At 55.4% G+C, this 19,182-nt stretch carries 22 protein-coding genes; 3 read left to right on the forward strand and 19 right to left on the reverse strand.

What is annotated here, in order from left to right; genetic code table 11:
- Positions 1–127 precede the first annotated feature (127 nt).
- The 8 genes from COMA2_RS16130 to COMA2_RS16165 all read right to left on the reverse strand — a co-directional run bounded on the left by COMA2_RS16130 (position 128) and on the right by COMA2_RS16165 (position 7,904).
- The gene (locus tag COMA2_RS16130) at positions 128–1,387 is read right to left on the reverse strand and encodes a methane monooxygenase/ammonia monooxygenase subunit B (protein ID WP_090900646.1); all 1,260 of its coding nucleotides are present in this window, start codon (positions 1,385–1,387) and stop codon (positions 128–130) included.
- A complete protein-coding gene (locus tag COMA2_RS16135) occupies positions 1,384–2,232 on the reverse strand; it encodes a methane monooxygenase/ammonia monooxygenase subunit A (RefSeq protein ID WP_090900649.1) in 849 nt (282 codons plus the stop codon). The genes COMA2_RS16130 and COMA2_RS16135 overlap by 4 nt, the downstream gene beginning before the upstream one ends.
- Positions 2,233–2,355: 123 nt before the next feature.
- Positions 2,356–3,174: a bacterial ammonia monooxygenase, subunit AmoC gene (gene amoC, locus COMA2_RS16140; protein WP_090900652.1), complete on the reverse strand. Its 819-nt coding sequence runs from the start codon at positions 3,172–3,174 to the stop codon at positions 2,356–2,358.
- A 358-nt stretch (positions 3,175–3,532) separates the two neighbouring features.
- Entirely contained in the window at positions 3,533–5,548 is a 2,016-nt protein-coding gene (locus tag COMA2_RS16145) for a CopD family protein (RefSeq protein WP_090900655.1), read from the reverse strand.
- The gene (locus COMA2_RS16150; protein WP_217490787.1) at positions 5,545–5,946 is read right to left on the reverse strand and encodes a copper resistance CopC family protein; all 402 of its coding nucleotides are present in this window, start codon (positions 5,944–5,946) and stop codon (positions 5,545–5,547) included. Before COMA2_RS16150 ends, COMA2_RS16145 begins: the two co-directional genes overlap by 4 nt.
- A 79-nt stretch (positions 5,947–6,025) precedes the next feature.
- Positions 6,026–6,610 carry a hypothetical protein gene (locus tag COMA2_RS16155; protein ID WP_090900658.1) on the reverse strand — a complete coding sequence of 195 codons (585 nt, stop codon included), beginning with the start codon at positions 6,608–6,610 and terminating at the stop codon, positions 6,026–6,028.
- A gap of 61 nt (positions 6,611–6,671) precedes the next feature.
- Complete coding sequence (locus tag COMA2_RS16160; protein WP_217490788.1) at positions 6,672–7,157, reverse strand: hypothetical protein; 486 nt, start codon at positions 7,155–7,157, stop codon at positions 6,672–6,674.
- A gap of 165 nt (positions 7,158–7,322) precedes the next feature.
- Positions 7,323–7,904: a hypothetical protein gene (locus tag COMA2_RS16165; protein ID WP_090900661.1), complete on the reverse strand. Its 582-nt coding sequence runs from the start codon at positions 7,902–7,904 to the stop codon at positions 7,323–7,325.
- A 275-nt stretch (positions 7,905–8,179) separates the two neighbouring features.
- On the opposite strand from COMA2_RS16165, the gene bfr (COMA2_RS16170) reads away from it, so the two are divergent.
- Together bfr (COMA2_RS16170) and bfr (COMA2_RS16175) are read left to right on the forward strand one after the other, a co-directional pair.
- Positions 8,180–8,656 (forward strand): bacterioferritin, encoded by a 477-nt coding sequence (gene bfr / locus COMA2_RS16170; protein ID WP_090900665.1) that lies wholly within the window; start codon positions 8,180–8,182, stop codon positions 8,654–8,656.
- Positions 8,657–8,664: 8 nt separating this feature from the next.
- Complete coding sequence (bfr, locus tag COMA2_RS16175; RefSeq protein WP_090900668.1) at positions 8,665–9,135, forward strand: bacterioferritin; 471 nt, start codon at positions 8,665–8,667, stop codon at positions 9,133–9,135.
- A gap of 167 nt (positions 9,136–9,302) precedes the next feature.
- Here bfr (COMA2_RS16175) and COMA2_RS16180 read toward each other — a convergent pair whose 3' ends face one another.
- From COMA2_RS16180 to COMA2_RS16215, 8 genes are all read right to left on the reverse strand, one after another.
- Entirely contained in the window at positions 9,303–9,575 is a 273-nt protein-coding gene (locus COMA2_RS16180; protein WP_090900670.1) for a hypothetical protein, read from the reverse strand.
- Between the two features lie 262 nt (positions 9,576–9,837).
- Positions 9,838–11,583, reverse strand: a complete 1,746-nt coding sequence (locus tag COMA2_RS16185) for a hypothetical protein (protein WP_139077429.1) — start codon at positions 11,581–11,583, stop codon at positions 9,838–9,840.
- A 176-nt stretch (positions 11,584–11,759) separates the two neighbouring features.
- The gene (locus COMA2_RS16190; protein WP_090900676.1) at positions 11,760–12,452 is read right to left on the reverse strand and encodes an HD-GYP domain-containing protein; all 693 of its coding nucleotides are present in this window, start codon (positions 12,450–12,452) and stop codon (positions 11,760–11,762) included.
- A gap of 105 nt (positions 12,453–12,557) precedes the next feature.
- Entirely contained in the window at positions 12,558–13,076 is a 519-nt protein-coding gene (locus tag COMA2_RS16195) for a hypothetical protein (protein ID WP_090900679.1), read from the reverse strand.
- A 25-nt stretch (positions 13,077–13,101) separates the two neighbouring features.
- Positions 13,102–13,788, reverse strand: a complete 687-nt coding sequence (locus COMA2_RS16200; RefSeq protein WP_090900682.1) for an FMN-binding protein — start codon at positions 13,786–13,788, stop codon at positions 13,102–13,104.
- A complete protein-coding gene (locus tag COMA2_RS16205; protein ID WP_090900685.1) occupies positions 13,773–14,246 on the reverse strand; it encodes a hypothetical protein in 474 nt (157 codons plus the stop codon). Before COMA2_RS16205 ends, COMA2_RS16200 begins: the two co-directional genes overlap by 16 nt.
- A 47-nt stretch (positions 14,247–14,293) precedes the next feature.
- A complete protein-coding gene (locus tag COMA2_RS16210) occupies positions 14,294–15,724 on the reverse strand; it encodes a hypothetical protein (protein WP_090900688.1) in 1,431 nt (476 codons plus the stop codon).
- Between the two features lie 123 nt (positions 15,725–15,847).
- Positions 15,848–16,027, reverse strand: coding sequence for a hypothetical protein (locus tag COMA2_RS16215; RefSeq protein WP_090900691.1), 180 nt, complete (start codon positions 16,025–16,027; stop codon positions 15,848–15,850).
- Between the two features lie 378 nt (positions 16,028–16,405).
- On the opposite strand from COMA2_RS16215, the gene COMA2_RS16220 reads away from it, so the two are divergent.
- A complete protein-coding gene (locus COMA2_RS16220; protein ID WP_090900694.1) occupies positions 16,406–17,428 on the forward strand; it encodes an FAD:protein FMN transferase in 1,023 nt (340 codons plus the stop codon).
- 13 nt (positions 17,429–17,441) lie between these two features.
- Here the strand turns inward: COMA2_RS16220 and COMA2_RS16225 are convergent, their stop codons facing one another.
- Genes COMA2_RS16225 through exbB form a run of 3 tightly spaced genes read right to left on the reverse strand, consistent with a single transcriptional unit; the run spans position 17,442 to position 19,089 of the window.
- On the reverse strand, positions 17,442–18,287 hold the full coding sequence (locus COMA2_RS16225; RefSeq protein WP_090900697.1) for an energy transducer TonB: 846 nt from the start codon (positions 18,285–18,287) through the stop codon (positions 17,442–17,444).
- Between the two features lie 12 nt (positions 18,288–18,299).
- On the reverse strand, positions 18,300–18,674 hold the full coding sequence (locus COMA2_RS16230) for an ExbD/TolR family protein (RefSeq protein WP_090900700.1): 375 nt from the start codon (positions 18,672–18,674) through the stop codon (positions 18,300–18,302).
- The gene (exbB, locus tag COMA2_RS16235; RefSeq protein ID WP_090900703.1) at positions 18,658–19,089 is read right to left on the reverse strand and encodes a TonB-system energizer ExbB; all 432 of its coding nucleotides are present in this window, start codon (positions 19,087–19,089) and stop codon (positions 18,658–18,660) included. Before exbB ends, COMA2_RS16230 begins: the two co-directional genes overlap by 17 nt.
- Positions 19,090–19,182 lie beyond the last annotated feature (93 nt).

The following is a 19,182-nucleotide window of genomic DNA, read 5'->3' on the forward strand; positions in this document are numbered from 1 at the left end:
GAGAAAATGAGGGATATAAAATATAAATGGGGGAGAATTGAGCGAGAAGGGGAACAAAGAAAAACGCCGGTTCGTCATTCCATCATACGATGGGGACGAACCGGCGTTTCATTAAACCAGGACTACCTTATGCTCCCAGCCGTGTGAAGACCGGAAGGACTGGAGCCCAGACCGGATTGATGAGTCGCTCACCAGAATCCGTCCAAGACATCAGTAATCCTGCGAAGCGCTGATCCGGATCGTGGAGAATGTCCACCAACCGTTGCACTTCCCAGAGGACATCCTTCGACTCGATATGGATATCAACTGTTTGGCCAGGCTGGATCGCAGCCTCGTTATCCATCGTCAGACCAGCCGCTGCGACCAGTTCGGCCGGATAGTTTGGATCAACCTTGGCTGCGCCAAACTTGTTGGTAAACCTGATGCCTGCTGTGGTGAACTCGCCGATGGTTACCGGTTGTGTGCCGTTATTGGTCGCATGAATGGTCATGCGCAATGCGCGGCCCGGAACATCGTACTCTGCATGGGTCACCTCAACCACCATTGGATTAGGCTTGATTGGCATAGGCTTGATCTTCGCCTCACCAGCCTGAAGAGGGACGCTGATCGGGTGCCGTGCTTCTGCAGCCATGTACCCGACGACCACAACAACCAATGTGAGGACCAACACCGCAACTCCAACTTTGCGATCGATGGGGTCAAGCAGGATCTCGTCCCCATAGGCCGCAAGGACTCGAGCGCGAATGAGGTACATGGGTCTGATGGCAAAGAACCCGACCCAGAAGATGCCAAGGGCGATCCACCAGATATGCCACATAATTCCGGTGGCGCTCCCCATTGTCTCCGAGTCGAATGTTTCACCAGTCAGTGTTTTGATCGGATTGGTGAAATCCGCATAGTTACCCGTGATGTCCATCCAACCGCCTGGTCCCGCGATTGGACCGGCTTCCTTGACGGCAAACATGGGGTGGATGTGATGGTGGCCAGGGAGTCTGGCCTTCAGTGTGACCACATACTCATAGTCACGACCGATTTCCATTGGCCCAGAGACGAACATCGGCGTTCCATTTACCTTCGAGCTCAGACGCACGAAGACGGAACTAGGGGATCCGACATTGATGAAGGTACGGGTGGGTTTCACCACCGCACGAGGCCAATCCTCGGACAAATGGAACTTGCCCTTCAGCTCTGTCACATCGTTAATTTTGGTCGACTTTCCAACCCATTCGGTATCATACCAATTCACAGTACGCATCCGCAGGAACGGCTCCTGCGATCGCTCTCCGTGAGCGAATGCGGGGGTAATATCGAGAGCCGGCGTGACCGCCAGTGTCGCCACCCCGCAGAGTCGAATCATCCACAGTTTGAAGACGTGTTTGGCATTCATGCTTTTCCCCCAGAAAGTTTAGCTTTGTCGCCTTGTGGCCCCAAGGTGGCATATGCAAATACATCGTACACCTTCGTGGTCCGCTGTCTGTCGTCAGTGATGTAAAAGTACGACGTGCAGAAGAATTTTCCGAACTGCCACCACACGATGTACGTCAAGGAAGACGCGAACGCAGAGAAGAACGCGGAGATCATGGTGCTGTGACCACCGAACGTGCGCAGCGACCCTACTTCGATCATCCGGATGTACTCAGGAGTTCCGGTACGAACATACATGAAGCCCATGTAGTCCGCCCATGAGAGCAATGCGCCATCGACAACGAGAGGCGTATGGCTATAGGCAAATATAGGCCAGTTGCTCGGATAGAACAGTGCCGCGAACATCCACGCTCCGATCACCGCCGTCAGCGTCCAGTTCCTTGTCAACAACAGCACGATGTCGAGAACCAAGGCACCGGGGATCGCTGTAGCCGGCATGACGAAGTTGGGTGGATAATTGGACCACCACCACCACGAAGTGTAGACGGCAATCCATTTGCCGGCGCCAAGCGCCAGAATGCAGAGCGTTGCGCCGAACGGCTGTCGGTAGTTCACCCAGTTATAGTACTGGAGAGCGGCGCAGAAAGTGATCAAGGTAACCGGCGTCACGATCGGCCACCACTGACGGTCTTTCCAATCGAGCCAGAAATCCCAGTCTCCACACAGCAGCGCTGTGTGCATATGGAAGGTTCCGACGATAGTAACGAACAAAATGGGAATGAAATAGATATAGTCAATCTTCCTAGACATGGCCACCCCTTCAGGGGGTAACTTCGCGGCCTTGATAATCTCATCGGTTCTAAACATAACTGACATCCTCCGTCATTTCGGTCGACCGTGGCCAACCAGACGCTCCGCTCCATGGAGCGCCTGGCCAACCGCAGATGCCGACCTATGGTTCATATGAATCTGTGCTCAGCCCATTACCCCTTAGTATCCGGCTTTGGCGTTGGGGTTCACCTGGCTGGGGAACGGATCCAGAATCGTCTTCGGCGCGTTGTTCCAGATCACGTCCGCCAGATTCGACATCCGGCTCACGATCTGCGCCGCGACCCCGCCCGCCGCCCCGAACAACCCGCACCAGCCCAACGTCACGAAGCCCCAGTGCAACGGCGCCGCAAACAGCTCATCCACAAACCAGAACGCATGGCCCCACTCGTTCAACCCCACGTTCGGTAGAATGAACATCGGCCCCACCACCGCCGCCACCAACGGGAACGACGTCGCTTGGCTGTACAGCGGCAACCGCGTCTGCGCATACAGATAGCTCGACACACCGCACGTGATGTACAACGGGAACGTCCCGTAGAACGCCACAATGTGGCTCGCCGTGAAGCTCGTGTCCCGGATGATCACTTGGTGCCACGCCGCATCCTGCTCCAACGTGTAGCTGCCCGCGTAGTACACGCCCCAGATGTAGCACACCAACCACCCCATCCAGTAAAAGTACCGCTTCAGTTCGAGCTTCGGGTCCAGGTTCGTCAGGTTCCGGTCCCGCGTCACCCAGATCCAGCCGATCGACACGGCAAAGAACGCGGCGTTCGCCAGGATGTTGAACCGCCACAACCCCATCCACACCGAGTCGAACTCCGGCGTCATGGAGTCCAGCCCGTGCGAGTACCCAAACGTCCGCTGGTACAGCACCCAAAACACGCCGATCCCCAGCATCGCCAACCAGCCGATCTTCACCGGCTTCGAATCGTACCACTGCGAGATGTCATACCCTCGCCCCGAACTGTCTGCAGCCATACTCCCTACCTCCTTCTGTTTGGATGAAATAGTGAACCTACGGAATACAACGTTTCAGTGAATGATCCCCCACAACTACGTCTCATTTGCTCAAGTGGATGGACCTGTTAAAATGTGAGCAAGTATCCGACAAAAATCTGAGATGAGTCAAGGGAAATATTATGGCTTAGGCTAGCAAACCCCTCATATACAGCCTAAATGGCAAGCGTGGTCGGTGCGACCTCACCTATACTCTTGCGGATGATTGAAGTCAAGATCAGCAGGTCTGCACCATGGCGTTTGTCTGTCCTGCCTGGACACGCGATGTGCAGTTTGTCCAGAAGAATTCTCTCGATGAACTCTATCGCATAGGCATGCTTCAGTGGACGTGGTCACCGGGAGGAGGCAAGATCTCTCGCTCTTGATTGAGCTGGGAGATCTGTTGTGTCAAAAGGCTTATGTCTGTCCAACCCGGTCCGTCTCCTTGCGGAATCCATCGAGCTCGTAGGTATCCGAATCGGTCGAAGAGAAATTCCATGTGCTTCGGGCGAGTTCCCTCGCCGAACAAGTCAGGAATGGAAAGAGTTCGGCGGAACAGCGCATAGCTCCGGGAGATTTCTCGTCCACCTTGGGTAACGACGGGGAACGGCATTCCCTGTGAGATTATCGAGGTCAGCTCATCCGGAGAAAGGTCGGTCATGGGAACTGCCAGGATAGCCGCGCCAGTTGCGGTAATCGTGGTCGAAGCCGTACGGAGTTGATCAAGCCGAGCACGCGACTCCGGCCAAGAGAACAGCACAAGCAGCAGATCTTGTTTTCCGCGGAAGTCTTTCAATGTGCCGCTTGAGCCATCGTGCGCCGTATACGAAAAGTTTGGGGTAGCCATGAACGGTTGCTCAGGCAGAATGCGAGGCGTGATAATCCTCGATTGATATCCTCGGGAGTTGGCGTGGAGAAAGTTAAGGAGATCCCAACGCTCTTCTTCTGAGAATTTCTCACCGAAGGCCGGCATAACCCCGTTGAATCGTCCGTAGGTCAGCCAATGGAAGAAGTCACCGGCCGTGTGCATGGCGGTATGCGGCTCCGTCAGAAGGTCGACTGGTTGTTTCGGCAATGTCTTGGCCAATATCCCATTCCCTTTAGCCTGTGGGCCATGGCACGGAATGCAATTCGCCGTGAACAGCTCGACGCCATTGGCAATTGAGATGGCATCGAATGGAACCGGGGTCTTCCGGTAGGTTTCCGGGTAGGATTGTACGGCGATGGGATAGAGTGTCGCGCTGAGGCCCATGATCCCCAGCAGGGTTGGAACAGCGATTCGCCATGAGGTCGCCCACTGTTTCTTGCGACCGAGCATGATTGTCGTTCCGCCTATGATCAGGAGCACAAGGCCGGTTAGCACAATGGCTCTTACCAGCCAGTCGTCCCATGTGGCGTCGATGGAGAAGCGGAACGGGTAGGGCCAGTTATCGATGACGTCATGTTTAGCCGGGACCGCGTTGGCCAGCAAGGTGGCGACGATGACCAGGAGGATGGCGAGGCCGAACTCGACTGGTATCCATGTCCGAAGTTTTCGACCACCTACGGCTGCTTGCTCGGAGCTTTGCCGAAGCGCTGGTATCCACTGAGACTTCGCTCGAGAGGCGATAGAAAGAATCACGGCCAGTAACGTGAGCTTCGTGATGAGCAGCCAACCATAGGCAGTCGCGACTAGTCCGGCGTAATTGGTCTCAAACATGCGATTGGCCACGACAACGCCTGATATGACGATCACGATCATTGTGGCTGGAGCCAATCCCGAGAAACGAGCCAGCACGTCACCGATACGTGATCTTTCGTCCGTTGAGTCGGTCGTGGTGGAGGCGACAAGGATCACGCCCGGGAGGCCGCCGAACCAGACGCTGGCTGCGATGAGATGCAGGGCATAGATCGCGGTGGCCAACAGCGCTTGTTCTTCGGCGGCCGAATGGCTAGCGAGAGAACCGAACGTCAGTGTCAGCGCTGCCGCTGCCGCCCCTACGATGTAGCGCCATTGCGCTGCGGGAGAAAGCTGAATGGACAGAACGACCCCAAGGACAGCAAGGGCACCGGCAGCGCGCAGAGCCCAGATAAACCCGATACGAGTCTTTTGTAAAAAGTCCAACCAGGCTTGCGGACTCCAGGCATTTTCAGGAGATCCGGTAGCCTGCGCGGTCGTCGTGGCCAAGAGACCGACTAGGCCGATCAGCAGGAGGGTGGCCAACCAAGGGAACGTCCTTTTCAGACGAGCCGGCCAGGAATGCCCTGATTCGAGGCTCTTCTGTTCGGCGATTGCTAAGAAGACGCAACCTCCGATCAGCATCATGTTGGACGCTAATTGCAGACAGCGAAACAGCGCACCGGCGGCCTCGATCATTTCCTTTGAGTGTCGCCCTTTACGGTGAAGTCGAAGGTCGAATCAACCACATGGCCGTCGACCGAGAGGACACGGAACTTAACGGAGTATTTACCGGGAGCCAGATCGGGAAGAGGCAACACGATCGATTTTTGGTCATCCGGTGCAAGGGTGGGCTTGGCGTCGGTGATCGGCTGTTTTTGGGCATCGAGGACCACGAGCGAGGCGTAGTCTCCCTCGATCTTCTCGTTGAACCAGAGTCGCACTTGTGTCGGCGACTTGGTCAGCACGGCTCGTCGCGGAGGCTCGGCCTTGACTAACATGGAATGCGCCAAAGCCGAGGTCACAGGTGCTGCCAAGATGAACACGATGATCAAGATGAAGCGCGTGAACCTATGCATGCCTGCTGAGCCGACCATGAGTTCCCCCTGCGCCCGATTGCTCACTCCGGTGATGCATCGGGCGGTCTAGTCTGGCGCTCCCTTGAGAAGTCGCTTCTTACGATACCCGGACCTGTGACGGCTTGCGACGATCTCGGAAGGCGAAGAACACGGCAACGACAATGCCTACGAAGACCGGCACAATGACCATCATGTAGTGCGAGAGATGGGAGATGACGCCTTGTTCACCGACCGAAAAAGAAAACCGCGCGACATGTTCGCGACTTTGACCTATTGAAACCAACCCGACGAACTTTCCAGGCTTATCGAAGTTGTATTTTACGTCGATAGATCCAGTGGGATAGACCTTGGCCGGGAGGTGTGCGATTGTTGCTGCTTCAAGATTATCCTCCGAGCCGGTATCTTTGATGATCCTTACTTCTACCGGGATAGAACGGAGCTCCTGTTCGACATAATCTAGAACCAAAACGGTGTTCCCCATCGCCGGAAGCTCTTGGCAGAATTTCCGATCGTAGTACATGTCAGGTAGATAGCTTGCAAAAAGCATCTTATAGGGTCCTGCGTGGAGGACGCACGTATCTGCAGCCAATTCATGCCCATGTTGGGCCATCGCCGAAAAAGGCGCGACAACCAGCAGAAATACACAACACACCCAAGCACGGATGAGAAGATGACCGGACATGTTCCCCCCTCGGTTTCTCTAATGCTCAGCATTCATAACGGTTTCGCGATGGTCTAAACCATTAGGAAGCTACGGTTTGCGACGGCTTGCGGTCTCTCATGAAAAACACAATGCCTAGGACAATGAGCACCGCAGCCACAGGAAACATGTAGATATTTAAGAACTTGGTATAGAACTTCGGCTCTCCCACCGAAAATGGAAACTTAGAGACATGCTCTTTCTTGTCGCCCACAGTGACGATGCCGACAAATTTCCCGGGCTTGTCAAAGGTGTAGGCAAAGTCGATCGAACCATTGGGATACACTTTGGCCGGCAAGTTAAACACGGTGTCTGTCTCCAGATTGCTTTCTGTGCCGGTGTCTTTGATGATCCGAACTTCGGCGGGGAGGGTGCGAAGCTCTTGCTCGATGTAATCCAGCACGACGATCGTTTGGCCGGTCGCTGGGATATCCTCACAGAACTGCTTTTGTTGAGTGTTTTCAGGCTGGTAACCACTGAAGTGCATCGTATAGGGGCCGATCGTGAGCTTGCACATGTCCTCGGCCATGGAGAGTCCACCGTGAGCATGGACTTGCGAAGACAAGAGAGCACTCAGAACAACTACGGCACATCCAACCGTCAGTTTCAGGAATGCGAAAGGCTTCATGAATGTGTCCTCTTTTTTGCGATGGTGAAGAGAATGCTCAGATACGGACATGCGTCGTCTGGTTGCTCATGAGCGACGGCGTGATGCAAACCATCCTCGCACTCGACCCGATTTCGAGAGCTCATACCCGACGACCCCAAGTACCAGCAGTAATGCCAAGGGTCCAAGAGCTGCGCGTCCAATCTTTGAATAGTCAGCCTGCTGCACTCGCAGCAGGTAGGTGGAAGGGCTGAGCCCCTCCGCTGTGATGATCAATTTGTAGAGACCTTTTTCCAGCGTGGCTTCACCCCTCACGACCCCATCTGGGTGAGAAACCGGCTTCCAATACGCCACGGTCTTGGCCTCGTCCTGCTCGTTTTCATTGACTCCTTGAATGATCTTGACCCCTATGGGTGTATTGCGCAGACTCGGGTCGACAAGGTCCACCACGAGGAACGTTTCCCCCACATCAGGGATTTCTGTGCAGTACTGAGCCTTCGGCTCAATCTGGGGCTGGTATGCGCTAAAATGCACCATATTCCCACCGATTCTGCGCACACAGATGTCCTCTTCAATCGCCACATTTCCATGTGCAGCGGCGGTGCTAGGGCCGACTACGGCTACGAGGACCAGGAGGGGAAGGCTTATTCGCAGTGCATGCATAATCATGACATCATCCGCCAAATGAATTTCCTAGGCAGCCTATATTTTGACGAATATACCACCCTGCGGACTGCTGTTTCAAGTGCTCGAACCATGCGTGTCGCATCCGCATTGAGAAAACGCCGCCTCGCGCGCAGGTGCGGCCCGCGTAATATTGAGAATCTATTTCACCGAATTTGAGAGATGAAATCAGAATGCATCTATTTATCGAGTTGACGACGAGCGTGATACGTGATGATAATGAGCCGAAGGGTAATGATTTTTTCGGAAGGAGGCCAGAGATGAAAGCAAAAGAAGGGGTCGTTGCCATCCTCAATAAAATCCTGACGGCGGACTTGACCGCCATCAATCAGTATTTTGTCCATGCCAAGATGTGCAGTAATTGGGGCTATGATCGGCTTCATCATAAGGTGCGTGAGCGGAGCATCGATGAGATGAAAGATGCCGATGAACTCATCGGCCATATTCTCTATCTGGAAGGCGTCCCGAATGTCCAACGAATGAACGCCGTTCAGGTCGGCGAGACGGTAGCTGAACAGTTGAAGTTGGACTTGAAGGCGGAACAGGAGATGCTGGCCTTGTTGAACGAAGGAGTCGTGCATTGCACGAAGGTCACCGATTTTACGACCCGGCACATGCTTGAAGATATGGCGAAGGATGTTGATGCTCATATCGATTGGATCGAAACTCAGCAGGAAACTATCAAACAAGTCGGCCTGGAGAACTATCTGGCTGAACAGATCAAGAAAGAATCCTGAGGGAGTCCATGAAAGCTAAAGAAGGCGTCCTTGAGTTTCTGAATCAGGTGCTCCGGTCCGAGTTGACGGCCGTTCACCAATACTTGTTGCACGCGGCTCTGTGTAAGAATTGGGGATACGAGCGGCTGCAGGAGCACTACAGTCACTTGGCGAATGAAGAAGTGCAACACTCTGCCGGTCTGATCGACCATATCTTGTACCTAAACGGTACGCCGGAGGTGGGACAGCTTGATCCGATCGTGCGGGGGGAGGACGTAGGAACGCTGTTCCGAGCCGATCTGGATTTCGAACGCGACGATGTCGAATTGCTTCGAAAAGCCATCGCCCATTGCGCCAAGGTGGGAGATTTCACAACGCGTCACTTACTGGAGCATATGATCGAAGATTCCGAGGAACATGTTGATTGGTTTGAGGTTCGCTTGAGAACCATCGATCAGGTTGGTCTTGACCGGTTCCTATCGGAGCAGATTAAGAAGTAGGCGAAGGGTGATTCCGTATAGAAACGGCAGTGTCTCCTAGCCCCCGTCGGTCTTGTAGCTGAAGTCTTTTCCCAAAGCGTGGGGGAAAGGACGACTTGGGCGTCGGCATTGTTCGTTGGACTGCTTCCGAGACGGTCATGCCTTTCGCGCCCACGGGACTGTATGCTTCAGATCAGGGATTGGGCGAGTCCGAAAAGGGCGCGTTGGGCCACCGAAATCGATAAGGGCCACACTATTGTCGTTGAGTCTTGTCTCACGTTGGCCGTCTGTTTTCCCTGTCCCACGGTCAAGACAGATTGGTCCGGCAAGACTTTCAGCATTCTGCTCCCGTTGTCCTGGCCGGCACTCTCGATGACTGCTGCCCTTGCGTTCCCGTAGGTCTCATCCCAGGTTCCATCTTCAAAAAATCGCGCTTCTCGCGCGTTCAATGCACGATGCAACAGGACTCACTCACGAGCAGGAAAAAGTCTTGAGCCACGCTTTCAGCCGCCGTGTCTTGAGCGATTGTGCCAGCCCCCTGGCTTGCCCCTGTTGACGTTGGACGTGTCGGCATTTGATGCACCAGAGCTGCGGATTGCGATGGCCGATCGGTTCGTGACAGCGCCGGCAGGTCATGATGAATGAACAGGAAGGGGAATGCGGGTTCATAGCGTTCACCTATTTCAAGGATGTGTGCGAGTCATGGTCCATAACGGGCACTGTTTACTGGTAGTCCTCGTTCAGCGATTTCAAAAATGCCACAAGTGGGGCAATGTCACCGGGTTTAAGGACGATGCCTTGTAGCTGGGGCGCACCATTCCGGAGTGTCCCCGCGCGGGCTTGGTCTGAGACGTCGACATAGAAATCGATCACGTCATCCAAGGTGTCGAATTGACCGTTGTGCATGAAGGGCTCCGAATGTCCGAGGTCGCGAAGACCGGGTGTCTTGAATCGAGCGGTCGCACGATTCAAGAGTTCGCCTTGAGAGGCGGAACAGGGTTGCTCATCATCGCAGAGGATGTTTCGGATCTTGGCTTGCGGCGCAGGCATGTCGGGGTTGGCGAAAACGTTCCACAGGCCCAGGTCAGTCAACGTGGTCCCGGCAGCCGGAACGGATCGGAACCGCTCACTGGCCACCGGGTGTTGTTCGGTGGCCGGCAGGTCATCGGTGGTTCGTGTCGCGAGCGTGGGAATGGCCAAATTCCTGAAAGCCCCATCACCATGGCCAGGAATCTCATCATATTCCTTCTGTGTCGTCCCGGTATTATGGGCCTTGAAGTCGGTGAAGTTCGGCGCGGCATGACAGGCGACACAATTGCCGAGTTTTCCGGCCGTTAGTTCGGCCGGTGTGGCGGGGAGCGCCGTCGGTTCCGTCAAGAACATCTTCAATCCAGCCAATTCCCGCGTCCCAAAGGAGAAGGGCTGAGCATGAAATTGGAACCGGCCGTCTGTTCTGTTGGGGTTCGAGGTGACAAACTGAAGTGTTCCGGCCGACTCACGTGATTTCACGAGTTGCAGAAGACGTCTGCTGTAATCGATCGGAGATTCGTTGGGATTGAGCGCTTGCGGGAGCCCGTTGGTCTCCAGGAACACATCAAACGGAGAGCGGATCGGCGCCCCGCTGTCTTCGTTTTGAGAAAAAAGGAGACCGTTGACGTAGGCGGTGACGACTTTGACGACGGCATCGAACACCTCCTGGTCGGTCGCGGAGTCGATCGTCTTGCGGAATTCCGAGGTGAGCCGGAATTCCTCCGGTATGGAGGCGTCGGTCCCGCCGAAAAGCACTCTGAAGGGGGTTCCATCGAACTCCTTCGCCAGATCTCCGGCGCCGTTGTCGGACCGGACCACGCGCGCGATATGCGCGATGGCCTGAGTTCGTTCTCCAGGCAGCCAGCCGAAGTTTCTGCCTGTGAAGGTGGCCGCGATCAGGTCTTCCATGGAATTAAACTCGGCGTCGACGTGGAACAAGACGCCGCCTGGTCGATCGAGCGCAGCATTGACGAGAGGGGGTGAATTGCGGACGGCAACGGTTTTGCCGTCCGCTCGGGCCGGGATGGGGCTACGGCGCGCAAAGTCAGCATAGGCCCGCATGCCGCCTCTCGGCGCATCCAGAACATCGTCGACCAAATGACAAGCCCGGCAATTCATGGAGAGGCCCTTGAACGGCCCCGGGTCGATCGGCGCGCCCAAGGTTTCAACGATATCGACTGCGCGGTCATTGATATTCGGATCATTGATATCGCCGCCGTTGTCCAGAGACACTTTGAACGCTTGGGTGAATCGTGTTTCAAGAAACAGTCGTTCGCCGACGGCCTCTTCAGCCCCTGGCGTACCAGTAGCGGCGAGAGGCGGTGGCGTGTTCTCATTTCCTGAACAGGCGACGAGTCCGGTGAGGAAGAGAAGCGAAGAGGCGAAGATACGAGCAATCTTTGATTGATGTGTACGCAAGGTCGGATTCATGACAGTCATGGTTCCTTTCAACAAAATCAGTGTGACCCTTCCTGGCAAGCCCTCATCCAAGATCAACGGTCGTCTATCGTTATGTAGGGCAGGCACGGGCCCTCGGGAGGTGAGGGTCCATGCTTGCCAAGTGGGAGAGGTGGGGCTCCCACTTCGATGCCGGCGTAGGTCGTATGCCGACGGCGCTACCGGTGAGGTGGCTCTCTGACATAGATAGGTTCCGGCTCTCTCATGAGTTCGGCCAGGAGATCGACGACCGAGGGGTCAAATTGAGTTCCTGCCGCCACCCGGAGAATTCGAAGCGCAATGCGATCTCGAAGGGGGCGATCGTAAACCGTGGGGACCTGAATGGCTTCGAATGCATCGGCGACGGCGAGAATTCTTGCTCCCAACGGGATGAACGTTCCCCTGAGCCCATAGGGATATCCCGATCCGTCCCATCGCTCGTGGTGATGGGCGATCATGATGGTGGCCTCACGAAGGAATGAAAACGGTTCCAGCAGCGTGGCTCCCAGCCGCGGGTGGTTTTGAATCGCCACATAGGAGTCCGGCTCAAACCATTCTCGTTTGGTTTGCAGGCAGGGTGGAAGCATGAGAACGCCGATATCGTGAAGCAGGGACGCCAGCTTGAGCTGATGCAAATCCTCGTCGGTGAGATGGGCAGCCCGTCCGATTTGAAATGCGATCGCCGCTGTTCCCTGACCATGCCCGGCTTGCCACGGTAGAAGCCGATCCAGTTCTTTCGCCACTTGCCGAACGAGAATGCTCTCGAGATCGCGCCGTGAGGCGGACGGCAGATGAAGCCGATCGATCTTTGTGAGCATGCTCTGAATGGGCAAGACGGTTGGCTTGATGCGATCTGCAATGTCGACATGCATGATGCTGCCTCCTGTAAAAACGAAGAGCCCAGAATCACGTGCGTGATTCTGGGCTCTGGGCGAATAACCGCTGGCCGCTAAAGGGTGTGCCGCCGACTGAGAAGGTTAGGACCCTTGGGGGCGCTTCCCTCCCATTAACGGCTGTCCACGTATCCACATTTCATACAGTGGGACCACCATCATGACTAAGAAACTGATCGTCATGAGGGTATCGCCGGCCAACATTGAGATCACAAATAGAGGAGACACGTAGCTGATCAGCCATGGCGATACCAGATCGAGCATCACGCCGCCGAAGCCGGCCCATGTGGTGACGACCTTGAGGGTGTGACTTGCACTGGTCAAATACATCACGTGGATCAAAATCATGAACACGACCGGCATCGTGAAGAGATGAAAATGGGTAATTTCCGCCAGCTCGCGGAACGACATCGGTTCCCCGAACGTCGCATCCGATCCTCGGTAGTGCTCGGCAATGCCTTGCGGCGACAATCCCGTCATGCTATGTGCCCAAAAAAACGAAAATGTAAATCCAGCCAGCATCAAGAGCAAAAACAACGTGTAGAGCAACCGAATATGGCGATCCGAATCACGGAGCCTGAATTTTTGATTAAAGTTTCGCATGCCCGGGACGCTGGGTCCGCTTTCGCTAGTTCCCGAAAATTGAAGACAAAAACCCTTTATCTTTTTTCGCGGCCAGCGTATCACTGCCGAGCCCGGCAGGCTTCAGGTAGAACTCGTCGATCAACACGAGTACCCGTTTCACGCCGGCGCTGATGGAACGGACGGACATCGTGGCGCCGGTGATATTGATGATATCTTTGTTGATGCGAATCGGGTCCAATACGGTCTTGCCTTCGTACTGTACGTTGAACCGCTTCCGGCCGACTTCACTCCCGCGGGCCTCGCGAAAGACCAGCAGCTCGACATCCGAACAGGCCCCTTTGGTGTCGACCCCGACCATGTAGGTCATATGCTTGTGTTTGCCGATGGTGTTATGAACCATGGCGTATCCGTCGATCTTCTCGCCCGTTTCGCCGATGTAGACTTCGAACGCTTGTTCGGGGAACTTCCACCCGATGCGTTGTTCCACCAGGTCTTTCCTGTCCTGCGTGAGTTGGAGGACGTCCTTACGAATTCGTTCGGATTTTGCCAGGATGATCTTGACGGCCGCTTCCTCGCTCATGAAGATCTCGGCATGATTTAATTCATCTTCGGTGAGATAACGCTTGAGGTCGTTGTCCCATACTTTTTCTGTTCCGGCCCAAGCGGAAAGCGTCAGACACAGTGAGGCTCCCAGCACAAAACCTGAAATGACGCTTACGTGACGGTGCATCCGTGCTCCTTCAGTTTGGCGTCGAGACGGTTTTGCACGTCGTGCATGACTTCCTGGGAGGGGTCGGTCGGAGCCCAGCCAAAGAGACGTGATCCTCCTCGAAAGACCCAGCTCTGTCGCTCTTCGATGAAAGAGATTCTGGTGACATCATCCATCCGCTTCACTTTCAACGTGAGGCGGGAGCGGTCCTTGCTGTCGCCGACATCTCTCCGAAAAACGCCGTAGGGCCGTCCAGGCATTGGAATTTCAAGCCATTCGGTCACGATCAAGCCGGCTTCTTTATCCTGCGTGTCGGCTGATCGATCCTTTACGGCATCCATCGCCGCTTCCCATGCGTGGTCATAACTGCACACCGCAAATCGTTGTTGCATGCCGCTTGTCATCAAGGCACAGCCTCCCACACTTCCGGTCAGCAGGAGTGGGAGGAGTCGCAAGAACAGTTGTCGAAACCTTGTCATGTCATCAGCTCCCCGCCGATCAGGCGGGGAGCCTCCTTGCCGCACAGTTAGAAGTAGGTCGCTGCCTGAAATAGAAATCCGTCTCCATCCATCGGACTACTGGCGGTGCCCAGATCTCCGGCAGGCGTTAATCCCACCGCGCCGTTCTGCGCATTATGCTGCCAGTTGATTTTGAAGACCGTATCTTCGATCGGCCTGAAGTTGAGACCCACCGTCAATCGGTCGAGCTCTCGCCGATTTCCAAGCGTGTTTGCCCCGCCGACGGTGCGATTGTCCGTATCGGTGTCGACTTGTTCCCAGCGTACCGTTGCCGTGAAGGTGGATGCGTCAGAGAAGTGGCTGGGCGCCAGTCTCTTCAAGATCTCCGGCATGAAGTGGTAGTTCCCCTGGACATAATAGCCGAACATGCCGGCAGGGCCGATGCCGTTGCCGGCCACCCCGGTCGCATTGTTATTGCTGATCCTGACCCAGGCCGCTTCACCGATCAACTCGAAGGGCCCACGTTGCAACGTCCAGTCAACCGCAAAGATATCAAGATTGCCGGAGCCGACTGTGGCCGTCGAGGGTTTATATTGCCCATGATAACCCGACCCGGCGATTTCAATCCCCAACATCGGACTAAAGGCCAAGCGGCCGACGATGGCCTTGCTGTCGTCACGGTCTCGGGATACGCTGCCACGTGCGCTGCGGACGCCCAAATCCGTCATGGCGCCGGCGGTCTGGGTCATGCCGTTGACCGCATAGAGTTCATAGTCGATTTTGGAGAGAGCCGATGGATAGAACGTGCCATAGATTCCGGCGCCGGCTTCGAACCAGGTGCTCGGGATAATGATTCTCGAGACCATGGGCCGATCGACAAGGTCGTTCAAGGGGGAATCATGGAGCAAGTTGAATTTGCCGACCGGCATCAGAAGAATGCCGCCTCGGAGGTTGATTCTCTCATCGACCAGGTAATCCAATTGGGCGAATTCGATTTGAATCGTCCCATCCCCTTGGGGTGAATTGGTCCCTCCGCGTTCGATTTCAATTTCGGTCGCGAATTTTATGCGATCGGTGATATCGGCGAAAATGAAGGGCACCAATCGCTGCTGGCCGAAACTATTGCGACTAGGATTGTCCAAGTTTTGACGAGACAGGATGTTGTACATCACGTCGGCATAACCGCCGACGATGGCTTTGGGCATGCTTAAGAAGGGTTTGGCGTAGAGCAATTTTCCCGATCCGGTCGATCCAAATCCGAGGGGAACGGTCTCCTCCCCCTTGCGTCCCACTCGAATATCGGTCATCGGCCCCGCCGGCATCGGGTATTGTTTTGAGGACGAAGCGTCCCTCTGAATCTCGCGAGATTCACGCTCCTGGGCTTTCTGCAACGCCTCTTCAAGTCTCTTCACTCGTTCCTCAAGGCTCTCTTCTGCGAAGACCGGTGTGACCGCCAGCGCAATGATCGAAAGAGCCCAGAGAATTGACCGCATCTTCATCGGTATCCTCCCGCATGAGTAAGGTGATGGTCTGACTCGGGACTCAACGGTCTCTGGTCTTCGGGTCAACGAAATGTGTGCAACCGCCAAACGTAAGTATGTGCCTCCTTTGTTGACAGGGAATTATGTTGAAGCAGTTCCCCAGCCTTCGATTGAAGAGAAGGGGATGACGACAATGCGCTTGCAGCGCTTGCACTTCAGTTCCAGCCCTTGTCCGCACACCTTGGCGATCAGCTGGCCGCACTCACAGCGCGTTTCATGAGTCGGATCGTAGTCCACCGATGAGGCCTTGGCGATAGTCATGATATGTGATGATCGATAGATTGAAATTGAGAACGATTATTAATATCCCGATCAGTGCTCCACTGTCAAGCGGTTAGTTTTCGCCGAGCGGTCTGCCATTTCCAATGCGGCTTGCCATATAATTTCCCCATGAAGAAGCTCTGGGTGTTCCAGCGAGGCTGCCGGGAGCGCCGATTCTGTGTATGTCAGGCTGTGTGACTGAATTGCCGTGATCCGAGTCAGGTCGCGGGCAGTCTGGTTGTGGGGGCGAGTCTTGACGGTCTTAACTGGTGAAACGTCCCCGCGCTATCCACCGGAAGCACGGCTCTATGAAGTGCCGCCCTCCCCTCGGTATCCAAGGTGTTTTCGGCGGCATCGGTGATAAGGACAATTGTGACCATGAAACTGTCACGAGCCCGCGCCTTTCTTATAATGCTCAGTCTTATCACGGCCTTCATGGCTGGGTGCGCGGAGATGCGATCGGCTCCTCCGCCCGTCGTCTCGAAACGTACTCAGATGCACATGGGTACTCTGGTTACCCTCACGACTGTAGCCTCTGAGCAGAACATAGGTGATCGGGCTATGCAGGCTGCATTCGATGAGATCAAGCGGCTTGAACGGTTACTGAGTACCTGGCTTCAAGACAGTGAACTATCACAGGTGAATGCAGAAGCCGGCCGTCAGCCTGTGCAAGTGAGCCGAGAGACGTTGGAGTTGGTGGCCCGATCCATTGAAATGGCCCAGCTCACCCACGGTGGGTTCAATATCGCACTCGGTCCCGCCATCGAAGCCTGGAGTGTAAGCGAACGGCAGCGCATTCCCGATGAGAGGGAATTGCAACAATTGAAGCCTCTCGTCGATTGGACAGGCATTCAAATCAACAAAGCAGCACGGACTATCTATCTGCCCCATAAGGGAATGCGCATCGATGTGGGTGGGATTGGGAAGGGATACGCAGCCGATCGGGCCGTGACGGAGATGAAACGAGTGGGAGTGATGGGTGGGGTGGTTGCGCTATCAGGCGACATCAAAGCGTTCGGTGTCCTGCCGGACCGAAAGGGGTTTCCGGTTGGTATCAAGCATCCACGCCGGGAGGAAGAGTTGATTGCCATGATCGACCTGAACGACGAAGCCGTGTCGACAGCGGGTGATTACGAACGGTTCTTCGAGCGGGACGGAGTCCGCTATCATCACATCTTGGACCCGCAAACCCTGCGCCCGGCTGGTGCTTGTCAGAGTGTCACGGTGATTGCCAATGAAGGCGCGACGGCTGACGGATTGGATACCGGGATTTTCGTGCTAGGACCGGAACAGGGGATGGCGTTGGTGGAGCGCTTGCCGGGTGTTGAAGCGATCATCATCGACCAGGAGGGCAAGATCACTGTCTCGTCGGGACTCCGTGGTCGGCTGTACGCGCCATGAGGTGCCGAGAGGACTACCGCGCCATCTTGAGATCGTAACTAATCGAAAATTTTACTGGTAGTTGATCCCGTTCCAGTGGGCGAGAGAGCTTGATCGGGGGGCCGTTTTTTACATCGTCCAAGGCGACTTGATCAAGCGCAGGATTGCCTGAGCTCTTCACGATACGCACATCGCTCAAGAGCCCATCTTCATGCAGCATCGCAGCCAGGGTCACTTTCCCCTGAATGCCCTCCGTTCGTAATGTTGCCGGATATCGTTTGTTGAGATCCTCGATCCACTGTGCCATGAGCTCCGCCAACCATCCGTAGTCGGCTTTGGTTGGCCTGAGTGGGTTGGACTGTGCCGAGGAGGCCATCACGGAAGACGAGGAGTCGAGCGGAGAGTCCTTGGCCACCTGGGATTCAAGGGGAGTGGTCGAACTCTCGTGAGCAGGCATCACCAGGTCAGCCGATGGACTCGACAGGTCCTGCCGCGCAACTTGAGGTGTGAGGAGAGTCGCTGTGGACGATATCGAATCAGGGAGAAACTGTTCCGGACGGGATTCTGAACCCACGTCAGCGATGGGCGCCGGCGCTGAAGTTCCAGGCATCGTCCTTCGTCGATCCTGTTTCCCCACTGGAGGAGTCTGTGGCTGATGTGCCGGAGTCGGCCGTGCCATCGTTGCAGACTGCGATGAGGATCCTGGTGAAGATGAGAGAGGTGCGACCATCGCCACATCCCATTGGAACGGGTCAGCCTGCGGCGCCAGCTGCATACGCTGGACGAACAAGACGGCTGCCACGGTTAGGCCTCCGTGTAGCAGGCAGGATACCAGCCAACTAGCCGTCATGGGGCCGGTCTGATCGTCTGAACGCGGCATGGAGTTCCTCTGTTACAGTCGAATGACCTCCAGGCTCACTTGCTGAAAGCCTAAGCCGCGAATCTCGTCGACGAGGGCCACGAATTTTTCGAGCAAGGTCACCTTGTCAGCCCGCACGACCACCGCCGATTCGCGCGGCTGAGAGCTGAGGGCAGAGGGAAGGCCTCCGGCGGGAATCGGAGAGTCATTGAAGAACAGATTTCCATCGGCCGTCAAGGAGATCACGATCGGGACATCTTTCCGATCGCCCACCTCCTTGGCTTTGGCGAGGTTGACGGGAATTTGCCCGGTGCTGATGAAAGTGGCGGTGGTCAACACGATCACGAGCAAGACCAGCATCACATCCACGAGTGGGATCACGTTGATCTGATCAATGTTCCGTTCCATGTTGGGCCTTATACTCGGTGAGGATCTCGCTCACACGACGACGCAGCACGTTATTCATCACGACACAAGGTATGGCGACCAGGAGACCGATAGCGGTTGCTTTCAACGCCAGGCTCAAGCCGATCATGATGGTACTCACGGCCATCGTACCCGACGTTCCCATCGTATGGAATGTCAACATGATGCCAAGGACAGTTCCCAGGAGGCCGATATACGGGGCGTTGGCAGCCACCGTGCCGATAATCACGAGATGTTTGGTCAGAGTGATTTCCAGCAGCTGAGCGTTCGAAAATTGCTTGAGATTCACACGCTTATAGAAGAGCCATCGTTCGATCGCGACAGCGACGGACCACACGCTCAGGACGAGTAACAGGCCGACGATTCCATAGTCAATGGCGTCTTTCAACGCGTCCATCGAAACTCCTTACATCGTGAAGGTGCAACTCAAACCGGTGGGGTGGGAACCGGAGTACCGGTCCATCCATGCCAGATCACAAGGGGAGCTGTC

This window comes from Candidatus Nitrospira nitrificans (assembly GCF_001458775.1).
In the GTDB taxonomy this organism is placed as follows: domain Bacteria; phylum Nitrospirota; class Nitrospiria; order Nitrospirales; family Nitrospiraceae; genus Nitrospira_D; species Nitrospira_D nitrificans.